A 13,778-nucleotide genomic window follows, 5' to 3' on the forward strand; every position below is an offset into this window, starting at 1 on the left:
GTTTACTGCCAAAGCGAAAATCATCGTTGTAGTGCGTCTCACAGTTGTACCGCCCAATAGGAGCGTAAAATCGTGCAAGAGCGGGTGATCGTCGGAATTGACGTTGGAACAACAAAAGTCTGTGTCCTGGTTGGCGAGCTTGATCGTGACGGGAAGCTGAACATTGTTGGCGTTGGCACCTGCCCTTCGCAGGGCTTGCGCCGCGGAGTGGTGGTAAACATAGAAGAGACTGTTACCTCTATCGCGGCATCGTTAGACCGTGCGGAGCGCCTATCGGGGAAGAAGATCTCCGCCGCCTATGTCGGTATAGCGGGTAGCCACATTGATTCACAGAACAGCAAGGGGTTTGTTGCCATCTCACCAAATCATCGTGATATTGTGCAGGATGACATCAGCCGGGCTATTGAGATCGCGCAAGCGATAGCGATCCCCGCCAACCGCGAAGTAATCCATGTGATCCCCAGGGGCTATGTCGTGGATGGCCAGGAGGGCATTAAGAACCCGATTGGTATGTCAGGTTTCCGCCTGGAAGTTGAGACCCATATTATCACGGGCGCCGTCTCTTCGATCCATAATTTGATTAAATGTGTGCATCGCGCGCATGTAGATATTGAAGACCTGGTTCTGGAGCCGCTGGCCTCAAGCGAGGCTGTGCTTGCCGAAGGCGAGACCGACCTGGGTGTGGCCCTGGTCGATATTGGTGGCGGCACCACGGATATTGCTATCTTTGCGGATGGAGCTATCTGGCAGACGGTTGTCCTGGGGGTCGGCGGGAATCACATTACCAGTGATATCGCGATTGGGCTGCGTTTGCCGCCCGCGGTTGCTGAAGAGTTGAAGATTACATATGGGCATTGTGATCCTGATAGCATCGATGAAGACGACATGATCGACCTGTCACAGTTTATGCCCGATTGCAACGACCTGGTCCCGCGGAAGTTGCTGGCGCAGATCATTCAGGCACGTGTTGAAGAGCTATTTGGCATGGTGCATGAAGAGATCAAGAAATCGGGTTATGATGGCTTGCTGACGGCTGGCATTGTCATTACGGGTGGGTGCGCGGAACTACCCGGTATTCTAGATGTTGCGGCACGTACACTGGATATTCCAGCGCGTATAGGGACTCCTTTGGGGATGCACGGACTGGCTGATTCCATTAGCCGACCGGCATATTCAACGGCGGTTGGCCTGTTATTGTGGGGGTTGCGCCATACCTCGCTCATGATTGATGAGGACGATGGGTATGGAGATGGATCAGCCGATATTAAGTCGCGCTTTAGTTTTCTTGGGCGCCTGGTGCGTGCATTTTTTCCTTAGACTGAGTTTTTACATACTTCTTATCCGAAAACCCTGAGCGCGAAGCGCTAGGCACGCCAGTGACGTTGGGTTTCGGAATAAGATCTTTGAGAATGGTGTAAGAGAAAAGTGTTTCTCGTCCGTTCTACCTAGTAGAGACTCGAAAGGGGGCCACGAAACGTATGTTACCTATGGACAATGAACAACTCGAAGGCTTTGCTCAGATTCGCGTTATTGGAGTGGGTGGAGGCGGCAGTAACGCGGTCAATCGCATGATACAAGCCAACATGACCGGCATCGAATTTATTGCTATTAATACTGATGCCCAGGCGCTACTACGCACGGATGCGCCCATGCAGATCCACATTGGTCAAAAACTGACGCGTGGCCTCGGAGCTGGTGGAAACCCTGGTGTCGGATGCAAGGCCGCAGAAGAGAATGCGGAAGAGATCTACGAGGTACTCAAAGGCTCCGACATGGTGTTTATCACGGCTGGAATGGGTGGTGGAACCGGAACGGGCGCCAGTCCGGTTGTGGCACAGATCGCGCGCGAACTTGGCGCGCTCACAGTCGGCGTGGTGACGCGTCCCTTCTCCTTTGAAGGGAAGAAGCGTCAACTCTCGGCTGAGGAGGGCATCGCTAGCCTGAAGCAGCATGTCGATACCCTGATTACCGTGCCCAATGATCGCCTGTTACATATCGCGGATAAGCGCACCCCGCTCTCCGAGGCATTTAAGCTTGCGGACGACGTTCTGCGTCAAGGTATTCAAGGTATCAGCGACTTGATTACCGTTCCAGGGTTGATCAACCTGGACTTCGCCGACGTCAAGACGATCATGTCTTCCGCTGGCTCGGCACTCATGGCCATTGGTGAGGCCGGGGGAGACGCGCGCGCGGTCGAGGCGGCGCAGATGGCGATTGCCAGCCCCTTACTGGATATCGATATCAGCGGTGCGCGTGGTGTGCTCTTTAACATCACAGGCGGCCTGGATATGACGCTCTTCGAGGTTCACGAGGCGGCTGAGATTATCAGCCAGGCCGCGCATCCTGACGCGAATATTATCTTTGGCGCGGTGCAGGATCAGCACTTCGATGGCAAAATGAAGATCACCGTCATCGCTACTGGTTTCGATAGCAATACAGTGGTGCGTGGGGCTTCAACCAGCTATCCCGTCGCGCAGCCGCCTGTGCGCAACGAGCCGCGTCCACACTACACGAACTCGGGCATGTCGGCCGCGAACAAGGAGGAGAAATCCTCGCGCTTCGCCGAGGTCGATATGCCGCCTGTAACGCCGCCCATCTCGGTAAACCTGCCCAGCCAGGTGGCCGGGCCTATGGGTGGCGAGCGTAGTGTGAGGCGCAATGAGAGTCCAGCGTATAACTCGTTGCCACCTGTGGTTCCTGCCACACGTGAGCCAGCGGACGTGCTGCCCGAGGATGAGGAGGACGAAGAGGACTATCCTTACGATGAAGAGCCAGTCAATCCCACTCAGGGACGATTGCCTGTGCCTCAGCCGGAGGATCAGCCGGTGCAGCCCAGGGTGATTCAGCGCAAGGTGCGCGGGCTCAACCCGGAGCTAAATCGGGGAAGTCGCAATGCCCCTTCCGGGGATGTAATCGATATTCCCGCCTTCCTCCGCCAGCGCCGCACATAAGACAGTCACATAGAAGAAATAAAAACGAGATGTCCCTGGCAGCCACAGGCTGCCAGGGACATCTCGTTTTTATTTCTTCTATAGAACTAAGCGTTGCGTGTCTTTCCGAGGTTACCGGGAATCTCTTTGTTCAGGCCAATGTGATTGACCACAACCTTGACGCCGGTAATGCCGACCATCTCGCGCTCCAGAGCGTATTTCATCTCTTTCTGAGGTACATCGCCGTAAAGGTGCAGGATGTAGTTCTCAACCAGAATCGAGATGTTTTGCGCACCCTCAAGCTTGCCCTTGGCGCGCATGGCGTCGAGGCGCTGATAGGCTGTACGCAGGATCGAGTCTTCCGCGATCATGAAGTTTTTCACTTCCAGCACACCAGGAATTTGGCGTAGCTCATTGACGAGCTCATCGCGCTGAGACTCCATTTCCACCTTACCATAGAGTGCCAGGGTCACGCCCTCGCTATTCTCGCCCTCTAGCTCCACCTTCGCCAGGTGAGTACTATAGGCGGTGCTGCTGACCGTTACCGAGCGCTCTGCGATTTCACGTGCACGTGTCAGAATGTCACGCGCGCCCTCGCTGGTGATTTGCATGGGAGTTGTGGACGCTTCATGGTGGGAATGTCCCGCCATGGGGTCTTCTAATGCCCAGCCCATAATGCCAACGATGATGAACGGTGCGCCAATAATTGCAAGCAAGGGGCTATCCGGTAGGCCGAGCAATCCCGCGACGGTCACCAGAATAGCGGCGCTCAGGACAAGCGGCCACAGGCTGGGACTTGGCAGATGGATATGCTTTTCGGCCTCGGTCACTTCTGCCTCTTGCGACACCCCAAGGTCTTGTTCGTTATCGATGATAAGCTTGGTGCCTTGAAGAGAAGTATCCATAGGCTTTTCTCGCTTTCCTCCAAGAGTAATAAGAACCATGAGGACATAATTTTCCATCATTGTCCTAGAAGTAAGCATACCAAATCTGCCGATTTCGCGCAAGCAGATGGGGGATTGCACGGCCTGGGAGCTCGCTTTGTAAGGAGAGTGTAAGGTGTGAGCTATCAGGCCTCTTCCCAGGCCTGGTGGAGTAGGCGACTCTCTATCTCCTGCCAGGTACGCAACTCCGCCACCGGGCGTGTAAGTGGCTCGCCCTGCTGCTGAGCCTGAATCATAGTCTGTGTTACCTGGAGCTGGAAGTTCGCGATAGAGCTTTGCTGTCTCTGGGTAGAAGGCAGTAGGCCCAGGTCGAGATCCTGAATCCGGTAGAACTCATGAGATTCAAAGGCCAGGGTCAGGAGTTCGGCGTAGTGAATGGCCAGGTCCAGGCAGGTCGAGACGAAAAAATGAGGTTGGGTACTGGCGATTGAGAGTACACCCGCTACGCGATCAGCTCGGACGATAGGCAGGCCAATAATACTCTCCTCCAGCGCGGTAGCGTGGGCTGGAAAGAGGCGCTGTCTCTCGTCGCGCGTTTGGATCGCGATATAATGGCCACGAAGCGCCGCCTGTCCGATAAGCGATTCCGCACCGAAAAAGACGGTCTGGTTCTCATGATTATTCCAGGGAGGTGTGCCACGTCCAAAGGTAGTACGCAGGCTGTGTATCCGAGGCTGCTGAACATCAGGTGGGGTAACTTGTGATTGCGTGGGAACACATTGCGCGATACAGACCTCCATTCCATTTTGTGTGGGATCGAGATGGGCCAGAATTTGTTGCAGGACGGCGATACAGATGGCCGATGAACGTAGGAATAAGGAGCTAGTGGTATGTATGTTAAGCACACGTGTATAGAAGTTCGAAGGAATAAGGGGCGCAATATCTTCTTGCCATGCCTCCTCCTCGGCGAAGAGGTGAGGATATTCGCTGGTAATTAGCTCAATCAGTCGCTGGCGCTGCGTGGGAAGCACATCAATCAGCTGGCGCAAGCTTTCTGCGCGTGGTTTCGACCTGGCGTTAGCCCAGCGTGTGAGAGTAATCGGATTTACCCGCAACAGGTCGGCGATGCGCTGACGTTCCTGCGCATCGCTAATGATTTGTCCTAGCAGGCCTCGCCAGGTGGATGTCTCTTGCGTCATAACTTTCTTATCCCTTGCGCGTCTGCGTATCTTACGCCTTCTTCTTTCTTCTCCATGGATTTGCCATGTAAAATCATACCGTATTGATTGATACACGTCAATAAGCAGATAGAGAGTGTGTAAAGCGGCGGCCCCTCGACTGAGGGGCCGCCGCTTTACACACTCTCTACTTTATTCGCTGAGGAGTTTTTTCAGGTTGCTGGCTAGCTGATCGGGGGTAAAGCTGGTGTCCTGGAAGACGCGCTCGTGGCCCTGCTTGTCGAGGACATAGATGCCAAGGCTGTGATCGGCGGTGTTCCCATTGCTGTTCGCATAGACGTGGTAGTTGCTCCAGACAGGAGAGAGCTGCTGGCTTGAGCCAGTGAGAAAATGCCAGTTGCTCTGATCCAGGCTATGGGCCTGGGTAAAGTTGGAGGCCGCCTGAGGCGTGTCGTTCTGGGGATCTGTGCTGATCGCAAGCATGGTCACATGGCTGGCATCGTTTCCCAGGAGTTGGAAGGTCGAATGCAGCTTCTGGGCTTCCAGAGGACACTGATCGGGGCAGCGCGTAAACATGAAGGTGACCACGACTGGCTGGCCTTTAAAATCGGCGAGCGAGACGGTCTTTCCATGCTGGTCAATCAAGGTAAAACCGGGAGCGGCAGCGCCGCCCAGGTCTGTCCCCTGAAGTCCCGAAGTGGTGACAGAGGGGGTGTCTATCGAGCTCGCCTTATCGGCTGAGACCCGCTGATAGACCAGGACAAAGATAACGACCAGTACGGCCAGGCTTAAAACTGAAAGGCGTGAGGCTAGACGCCAGTTCCATCGGATACTCATAGCTTCTCTCGACTGTCCTTGATGATCTTATTCCGAAATCCAACGTCACTCGCGTGACTAGCGCTTCCCCCATTCGGGGACAGGCGCGCTCAGGATTTCAGCTAAGAAGTATGCTGTTGATTGCTGACAAAGGGAATGTTTGTGAGAGGGCAACCTGCCACTGGGCTGCACTCTCAACACGAGAACGACTCTAGAAGTGAATGACCCGGTCAATGACTGCGACAGCGAAGATAAGCGCGAGGTAGCAGTTGGAGTACCAGAAGATCGTACGCGCCCACTTCCTCGATGCGTCATCATTGAGCAGGCGGACCGCCATATAGACCAGGATGCCACCCAGGATCAGTGAGCTGAACAGGAAGATGTAACCCATGGCGCCCATAAGGAAGAGAATCGTGGTCACCGCGACCAGGAGCAGCGAGTAGAGCAGAATCTGCTTGCGTGTCTCAGTCTCGCCCATCAAAACCGGGAGCATGGGGACTTTCGCCTTCTCATAGTCTTTCTGAATCAGCAGCGAGAGCGCCCAGAAGTGGGGAGGCGTCCAATAGAAGATGATCGCAAAGAGCCAGATGGCTGACAGGGAAACTGAATTGGTGACAGCTGCCCATCCGACCAGGACCGGAACTGCGCCCGCGGCCCCACCAATCACGATATTTTGCGCGGTGGTACGCTTGAGGCCCAGCGTATAGATAAAGACATAGAACAGAATCGCCGAGGTCGCCAGAACGGCGCTAAGCAGATTAACGAGGCCCCAGAGCAGGAAGAAGGAGCCAACCCCGAGGATAATGCCGAAAATCAAAGCCTGCTGTGGCTGGACGCGGCCAGCGGGCAGAGAACGGCGTTGCGTCCGTCCCATGACCTGGTCGATGTCGCGATCAATATAGCAGTTGATGCAGTTTGCGCTCCCAGCTGACATAAAGCCGCCCAGCAGGGTTGCGAGCGTAATGCCCAGGGGAGGGAGTCCGCGTACCGCGATAGCCATGGTCGCGGCTGTCACGCCCAATAGCAGGACGGTGACATGTGGCTTTACCAGGTTGATATAAGCGGAAAGTGTCGCGCGCCAGGCTGGCTGTGCGGCGAGAGTGGTATTGGATTGTGACACAATATTCTCCTCATTAGCGCGCGGTCACTTCAGGAACCGCAATCAAATATGGAACAAGACCGCCGCTCACGAGAGGCGGTAATGGCTGTATATTGCTGTCGTAAAGTATGGTTTTTAAAATTGTTTAGAGCCAGTGCTGCATATCTCATTGTCGGTCTTGCTCCTGATAGGCTCCTTGCAAGCAATGAATGCCACCTTACAAACACCTGAAAGGTTGAAGAATGATGGATAAAGTTCGCCTCTGGTTGAAAAAACTCTTTGCCTCTCTCTATCGGCTCATCTATCACTCTTATACAATTCCCATCTTATACGATTCCCATCTTTCTCCCCTTATGTGTACGCTTCTGGCCTCAAGCGGAGAATCAACGTGACAATTTCTTTGGCGAACGCATCATCCAGTGGCTTAGGATACAAGAGAAAGCGATACCATTTGGCTCCATAAATCAAGTCCGCGAGCACATCCAGGTTGGTATCAGCAGCCAGCTCACCTCTTTGCATTCCTCGTTGCAAGAGCTCAACCAGCTCTTGCTTTCGTGGCACGATGAACATGCGCTGAAATTCACGTGCAAATTCTGGGTCCAGTTGTGCCTCAGCCGTCATCCCACTCAATGCGGTTCCCGCTTTCCCCTGCAAGCCTGCGAAAGAAAGCTCAAAGTAGGTCAGTAAATCTCCCTCCAGGGAGCCAGTATCTGAAAAAGGCGTATGCTCCTCGGTATACACAGTCAGTGCTTCAAGCGTTACGAACGCTTTGGACGACCACCAGCGATAAATGGTCTTTTTCCCCACGCCTGCCCTCGCGGCAATCGCTTCAATCGTCATGGCACGATAGCCCTCCTGGGAGAGCACCTCAATTGTCGCTTGCAAAATGGCCTGATGGGCCTGATCGCTGCGGCGGCGGCCAGGCCCGCTCGTTTCTAACGGCCTCCCCTGCTCAAACATTCCTCTTTCCTTCTCTAAAATTATCCCCTTGACTTATACGATACGTATCGTATACAATTGCTATTGTCAATATGACACGTCGCGTATCGTTTATTGTAGCAGATGCTGGAGAGAGAAACCAGCATGAAAAAGAGGAAATCAAATGGACTTGAGGGATCAGCGCATTGTGATTCTCGGCGGAACGTCCGGGATTGGACTGGCAACGGCTCACCTTCTGGCTGAGGCCGGGGCGAATATCATTATCGCCGGACGCTCGCAGGAAAAAGTGACAAGGGCGCTCGCCACTCTTAAAGGCTCTGTCACCGGTGAGGTCGTAGATGCAACCTCGCGTGAAGAGACGCGCAACTTCTTCGACCGCATTGGTGCCTTTGACCATCTTGTCCTGACTCTAGCGAGCAACGTAGGAGCGGGAGAGTTCCGCACGCTTGATTTTGACATGCTTCGTCAAGGGTTTGAGACCAAGTTCTGGCCGCAATTGATCGCGGCGCAGGCCAGTCTCGATTTCTTACGCAAGGATGGCTCTCTGACTATCGTCAGTGCTGTCACGGCCCATACCGCTTTCGCTGGCTCCTCCGGATTCGCGGCCGTCAACGGGGCGCTGGAAGCTATAGTTCCCACACTTGCACTGGAATTGCAGCCCTTGCGTGTCAACGCCGTTGCACCCGGAGGAGTCGCAACTCCTTTCTGGGGTGATTTCCCGGAGGAAATGCGCGAGGCATTCTTCGCGCAATCCGCAGCTATCACTCCGGCTAAGCGCATTGGACGCCCAGAGGATGTGGCCCAGGTCATTGCTATGCTGATTAGTAACACGTTTATGACCAGTACGATCATTGATTGTGATGGAGGAGCGCGGATCAGGTCATCCTGGTAATTGAGGAGCGCATCTCTCAAAGAGGGCAGACCATGAAACCCATTGCACAACAAACCATTTTGATCACTGGATCAAGCGACGGGCTCGGAAAACAGACGGCATTGGCCCTGGCAAAGCAGGGAGCGACCGTACTGCTTCACGGGCGCGACCAGCAACGATTGGAAGCGAGTCGGCAGGCGATCCTGGAAGAGACAGGAAATAGTCATGTGGAAGCCTATCTCGCGGATTTCGCTGATCTTTCAGAGGTGCGCAAGCTTGCACAAACCCTGCAAGCTCAGCATCCTCGCCTTGATATGCTGATCAATAACGCAGGCATCGGAGCAGGAAAAATCGCTGAGGCCAGACGGGAATTGAGCCGAGATGGTTATGAGCTACGCTTCGCGATCAACTATCTCGCGCCCTTTTTGCTGACGCATCTACTCTTACCCTGCTTGCGTCAGACGCCACCCGCTCGCATTATCAATGTGGGATCGGTTGGGCAGAGTCCAATTGAATTCAGCGATGTGATGTTGGAACGTCACTATGATCCTGCGGACGCCTACCGCCAGAGTAAACTCGCGCTAACCATGTTTACCTTTGACCTGGCTGAAGAACTGAAAGGAGAGCAGATTACTGTCAACTGCCTGCATCCGGCATCGTTGATGAACACCAGAATGGTCTACGAGTCCTTAGGCTATGCCCTGAGTACAGTCGAGGAGGGACGGGAAGCCGTGATGTACCTGGCGACCTCGCCTGCGCTGGACAACGTCACTGGCAAATACTTTGACCAGCGGCGGCAAGCGCGGGCACATTCGCAGGCCTATGATCTGGCAGCCCGTCGTCGGCTCCAACAACTTAGCGAACAACTGACCGGGTTGTCCAACCCATAAGTAGTGTAAGTGGAAGAAGAAATTGATCCCAAACCAGGGGCTGACTTTTCAGCCCCTGGTTTGGGATCAACCGCCCCAGCGTAACTCTGGATGCATTGACTTTAGACTTTCCATCCAGGTGGAATAAGCTTAGGTGTCAAGGATGGTAGCTTGTTTATTCCGACAGTCAGCTCACAGGTACATTAGCAACAATTTGTGTCTGATTCACAATGTAGGGAAAACCGTTGTGACAGTCAACCATATATCTTTCGATCAGGTCCTTGAAGAATATCTGCTCTGACGCTGTAGCGTGCTTTGAGGCGTTTTTGCGATAGGTAGGATTTTTGCCGGGAGGAAGGATGTGTATGATTTCTCCCGTATATTGATTTTCTCGCACCTGGATGGTAACCCTCTCCCCAAGAGGAAGCTTCCCATTGCCGAGCGGACCAAAGAGTTGGAGAAACTGCTCATGACTTCCATCAAATTTATAATGTTCGTAGACACGATGCCCATCTTTGAGCGATTCAATGACCGGGACACGCTCACCCGTTTCCATCGTTACAACCCAGAGTTGTAAAAATGCCTGGGGTTGTAGGACCTCGATCGGAGACCATATGAGCGCCTTCAGATTTGATGGAGCGTGAATAGCCTCTAGAGCTGCATGTTCGAAGAGCTTCATTTGTATCTGGCGCAGGATGTCATCGCTCGCACGTTGGCTAAGGACTTGAAGGGTCGAGATGTTAATACCGTCTACGTTTACCGGAGCCTGCATGCCCAGATATTGCCAGTCAATAGCATCGAGTGTGATGTAGAATTCTTCACAAAGAGTAGTAATGCGCCTGGCCTGGTGAGAGGCTTCTCGCTGCTCTTCAACACTGTTTTGGCGTGTGTAAGTCATGCCTGTGGCTCCTTTATTTATTATTAAGCGTCTGCATCAGTCTCTATTTGGAGTCTGCGCCGCCGTTGTTCCTTGCTCCAACGTGTCAGGAGCAGGGTTTCGCCTTCATTTTTTTGTTCAAAGAATACGGTCGCGATATCAAAATCTGTCTGGTAGCCAAGAGCTATATAGTCGGGACTCTCTGTACATTGAAGCCATTCCGCAAGTTTCTTCTGCGCGCATTCCTCACAGAGAAAGTGAAAGAGTGGTCGCCCCTGTTCATCACGAAGCTCATACTCAAAGACGGGAACCTTTTGCTTGCACCTGAAGCAGACGCGGTCCCACAAGTTAGCATTTCTGGTATAGCGCTTGAGGCTCCAAACAAGCGTTCCTGTTGGCATTCGTCTCATCAGCTTCTCTTTCCTCTGAAGGAAGCCAGGCAGTGGTGTGGTGTCATGTCTGTTTCTGCATCATATCAGGACCTGGCTGTAGCGTTGTGCCTTCTCCCAGTGGCGCTCGGATGGATTAAGGACATCACCTCTTTCCGGGATCAGGCGCCCTTTGGTGATCAACAGGCGACAATTTGCCCGGTGAAATTGATCTCGCGGGTTTTCTCCTGCAAAGACATCCTGCACATAGTGATATCCCGAATTATTGGTCCGAGTGATCCAGATACCTTCGGTCTGGTCGAGGGTGGGTATGGCCATTAGCTACTCTCATTTCTTTGTAAAAGCGCGTTTGTTTTCATGAAGACGAGCAAAGATAAAACAAATGGAACATTCCTGCCCCTTCGATGTTTTACATTCTCTCGGAATGGGTGATGAAAAATTGCCAGAATAGGTGGAAGGCAGACGATAACACGCGGGAAAAGTTTTCTACGCGGAACAGTTCTCATCAATGTATGACCCTACTAGTATACAGTATTTTTAAAAAAATTACAAATGAAAAGCCTGTATAATTTAGACAATTTGAAAAATAATTTTTCAAACTAGACGTAAAAAGATGCACTAATGGCCTGTCTGCTGTATACATAAGAGCGCTTACAATGCGCTCTTCTCAGGAGACGCTCTTTTCTCTTACCCTCGCTTATGCAGAAAATCAACTTCTATTTTTGTCCGAATTTTCGATCATCACTGCTTTGTATTCTATATACAGTCTATTTCGTTCTATTAATTTTGACTTATACCTCTTCAATTATTGATATTGTGTTTTGGGATGAAAAGATGTATAATAAATAGATGATATACACATCGTGATACCTGCTCTCTCCTTCAGCTATAAACGAAGCCGGAAGAGATGTGTTGTGGTTTCCTCACTTAAGAGCATCTCTTTAGAATCACCTCTTGTATGGCTCCTGAAAAGGAGCACAACATCGAAAAAGCGAGGACACCTTTGGATAAACAACAACTTCATACACTTGCGCTTCAAGCGAGTGGTGAATACCTGATGAGTCATATCGCGGGTGTAATGGAGATGGTTCAGGATCAACGTGAAGAGCACAATGAGCCGCGACTAGATGAAGCAATGCTCATTGCCATAGAAGCACAGGCTAAAGTTATTGCAGAGCAACTCACGCAACAAGCAAAAGACGACTCCTAAGAGCACAAATTTGAAGAAGGAAGAGCGGTGATCCTCTTTCCTCTATCTTAAATAGTTGTACTACCTGCTCCAATGCGTAATCTCTCCGAAAACACCTGCGAGCACTAGAAAGGGGTATGTATGAAAACCTTTAGGACCCTGTTTCTCGAAATTTGTTTGCAACTGAAGTGGCTCGCTAATACCCATCACACCACACTCATGCAGCATACGATGATTCAGCAAAAAATAGGCCGACTGTGTTACCAGGCAGAAAAAGACTTGCATGTGTCAGATGTGTCTTTGCTGAAGGATCTGCTCAATGTGCAAGAAGATGAGTGGAGCATCTATAAGCAGATGTATCGAGATGGCTTATTCATGAGAATTGGCGAAAACATGCAGCCTGTTTGAGCAGGTAACTCTCGCACACTGTTGCTGACAAAATAGTGAGGAGGAAATACTGATGTCATTACCCATAATTTTGTTACTCTTCTGCTTGCTAGCTCTTGGTCTCTTTTGTTACAGAAATGTCCAGAGTTACTTAAGGAGACGAGCAAGCGAGAAGAGGCGCACTATGTTTCGTGACAGAGTCTAGCAAGATCTCCTCACATGGATAATGTGGTTACCTTTCATGGTGCCTGGTAGTAGAAAGCGAGCTGCTTCTTGTCGAAATCTATTCCAAATACCTCTCTGGAAGAGAGCCAGCCAAGCGATTTTCTCGTACATATCTCGTATGAATGTATCCTGCAAGAGCGTGCGAGGGAGTTCGACTCCTACATCTACGAAATTGCCTGTAGTATTGTGTATCCCGCGACGATGGGACACCTTTCGCTGCGAATTACAGGCGCGAATTCCTATCGGCGAAGCAATATCAAAGAGGTTCCGGTTACATATCACGAACGCGGAGCCACGACCTATGTTGAGCTCTTTGAAGATGAGCAGCTAGAAGTGAGGATTATTACCTTGGATGGAATTTACAGTAAGGCCATTTATGTTGCGCGCAAACAAGAACTGTGCGAGCAATATGCAAGGCAACTCACCTCTAACCTTCAGAAGATGAAGTGCTCGTAATTTTCTTGACTTGCACCTCCTAAGCAAATGGGCGAACGTCGTCATTCATTACATGGCGACGTGTCTTCTTGTACTCTCTCACAGGGAATTTTTGGTTTTCATCAAATAGAAAAGTAGGACAACCGCTAGACAGGTCAACCGTGCGGATTTTCAGAGTTTTTTGAGGATTGGCAATCCATTTAGCTGTCAGTAATGGACCTTATAGAACGTGGAAAAGGGCTTGAAACGGCTTAGGAAGCGGATTGAAAGTTTTTGTTAGACTGTACAAATTGTGTTATAGTATGTAGCGGAGAAGAGCACCTTGAGGGGTATTGACTGAAGCGAAACGAGCTTTTACTATCTCTCTCTACTCTTTCTAATATAGACGACAGATATTAAGAAAAAGCCATTGGGATTACGTGTTTTGTGCTAGTCCCACTGGGATGATCAATCCATGGTGTCCTCTGACATGTCCCAACCTATGCTGCCACCTGGTGCTACACATTGTTACACAGCCTCTCAAGCGAGCGCGGCCTCTGTTACACGTGGTTTTATTCAGGTTCCTGTAAGGTGGTTTTTAGGGACTGCAAGCTACCTGTTAGGGTGGCTCGCTACACTTGGACAATAAAATGGAGAGAGTGTCGACGAAAAGAGACATTATCGTTCATCGTCAAACTACGTGTTAGGAGA

At 51.5% G+C, this 13,778-nt stretch carries 15 protein-coding genes; 7 read left to right on the forward strand and 8 right to left on the reverse strand.

The features are described from left to right. Window positions 1–72: 72 nt before the first annotated feature. Window positions 73–1,317, forward strand: coding sequence for a cell division protein FtsA (gene ftsA, locus KTE_RS15715; protein ID WP_201369818.1), 1,245 nt, complete (start codon window positions 73–75; stop codon window positions 1,315–1,317). A 161-nt stretch (window positions 1,318–1,478) separates the two neighbouring features. Next, window positions 1,479–2,951 (forward strand): cell division protein FtsZ, encoded by a 1,473-nt coding sequence (gene ftsZ / locus KTE_RS15720; RefSeq protein WP_201382405.1) that lies wholly within the window; start codon window positions 1,479–1,481, stop codon window positions 2,949–2,951. A gap of 86 nt (window positions 2,952–3,037) precedes the next feature. Here the strand turns inward: ftsZ and KTE_RS15725 are convergent, their stop codons facing one another. The 5 genes from KTE_RS15725 to KTE_RS15745 form a co-directional block, all read right to left on the reverse strand. Next, on the reverse strand, window positions 3,038–3,835 hold the full coding sequence (locus KTE_RS15725) for a hypothetical protein (protein ID WP_201369816.1): 798 nt from the start codon (window positions 3,833–3,835) through the stop codon (window positions 3,038–3,040). 164 nt (window positions 3,836–3,999) lie between these two features. Then, entirely contained in the window at window positions 4,000–5,013 is a 1,014-nt protein-coding gene (locus KTE_RS15730; RefSeq protein WP_201382407.1) for a GAF domain-containing protein, read from the reverse strand. 171 nt (window positions 5,014–5,184) lie between these two features. After that, window positions 5,185–5,829: an SCO family protein gene (locus KTE_RS15735; RefSeq protein WP_201382409.1), complete on the reverse strand. Its 645-nt coding sequence runs from the start codon at window positions 5,827–5,829 to the stop codon at window positions 5,185–5,187. A 190-nt stretch (window positions 5,830–6,019) separates the two neighbouring features. Continuing rightward, window positions 6,020–6,928, reverse strand: coding sequence for a heme o synthase (locus KTE_RS15740; RefSeq protein WP_201382411.1), 909 nt, complete (start codon window positions 6,926–6,928; stop codon window positions 6,020–6,022). 330 nt (window positions 6,929–7,258) lie between these two features. Continuing rightward, on the reverse strand, window positions 7,259–7,867 hold the full coding sequence (locus KTE_RS15745) for a TetR/AcrR family transcriptional regulator (RefSeq protein ID WP_201382413.1): 609 nt from the start codon (window positions 7,865–7,867) through the stop codon (window positions 7,259–7,261). 142 nt (window positions 7,868–8,009) lie between these two features. Here KTE_RS15745 and KTE_RS15750 point away from each other — a divergent pair, with 142 nt between their 5' ends. Both KTE_RS15750 and KTE_RS15755 read left to right on the forward strand, forming a co-directional pair. Beyond that, window positions 8,010–8,738, forward strand: coding sequence for an SDR family oxidoreductase (locus KTE_RS15750; protein ID WP_201382415.1), 729 nt, complete (start codon window positions 8,010–8,012; stop codon window positions 8,736–8,738). A 32-nt stretch (window positions 8,739–8,770) separates the two neighbouring features. After that, window positions 8,771–9,607 carry an SDR family NAD(P)-dependent oxidoreductase gene (locus tag KTE_RS15755; RefSeq protein ID WP_201382417.1) on the forward strand — a complete coding sequence of 279 codons (837 nt, stop codon included), beginning with the start codon at window positions 8,771–8,773 and terminating at the stop codon, window positions 9,605–9,607. 166 nt (window positions 9,608–9,773) lie between these two features. Here KTE_RS15755 and KTE_RS15760 read toward each other — a convergent pair whose 3' ends face one another. From KTE_RS15760 to KTE_RS15770, 3 genes are read right to left on the reverse strand one after another with little or no spacing between them, the layout of a single operon-like run. Then, entirely contained in the window at window positions 9,774–10,484 is a 711-nt protein-coding gene (locus tag KTE_RS15760) for a hypothetical protein (protein ID WP_201382419.1), read from the reverse strand. 23 nt (window positions 10,485–10,507) lie between these two features. Next, a complete protein-coding gene (locus KTE_RS15765) occupies window positions 10,508–10,873 on the reverse strand; it encodes a hypothetical protein (RefSeq protein ID WP_201382421.1) in 366 nt (121 codons plus the stop codon). A 60-nt stretch (window positions 10,874–10,933) separates the two neighbouring features. Continuing rightward, window positions 10,934–11,170, reverse strand: a complete 237-nt coding sequence (locus KTE_RS15770) for a hypothetical protein (RefSeq protein ID WP_201382423.1) — start codon at window positions 11,168–11,170, stop codon at window positions 10,934–10,936. A gap of 640 nt (window positions 11,171–11,810) precedes the next feature. Here KTE_RS15770 and KTE_RS15775 point away from each other — a divergent pair. The 3 genes from KTE_RS15775 to KTE_RS15785 all read left to right on the forward strand — a co-directional run bounded on the left by KTE_RS15775 (window position 11,811) and on the right by KTE_RS15785 (window position 13,109). Next, window positions 11,811–12,062: a hypothetical protein gene (locus KTE_RS15775; protein ID WP_201382425.1), complete on the forward strand. Its 252-nt coding sequence runs from the start codon at window positions 11,811–11,813 to the stop codon at window positions 12,060–12,062. A 120-nt stretch (window positions 12,063–12,182) separates the two neighbouring features. Then, window positions 12,183–12,449, forward strand: coding sequence for a hypothetical protein (locus tag KTE_RS15780; protein ID WP_201382427.1), 267 nt, complete (start codon window positions 12,183–12,185; stop codon window positions 12,447–12,449). Between the two features lie 252 nt (window positions 12,450–12,701). Beyond that, the gene (locus KTE_RS15785) at window positions 12,702–13,109 is read left to right on the forward strand and encodes a hypothetical protein (RefSeq protein WP_201382429.1); all 408 of its coding nucleotides are present in this window, start codon (window positions 12,702–12,704) and stop codon (window positions 13,107–13,109) included. Window positions 13,110–13,778 lie beyond the last annotated feature (669 nt).

The sequence above is a fragment of the Ktedonobacter sp. SOSP1-85 genome (assembly GCF_016587415.1).
Lineage (GTDB): Bacteria > Chloroflexota > Ktedonobacteria > Ktedonobacterales > Ktedonobacteraceae > Ktedonobacter.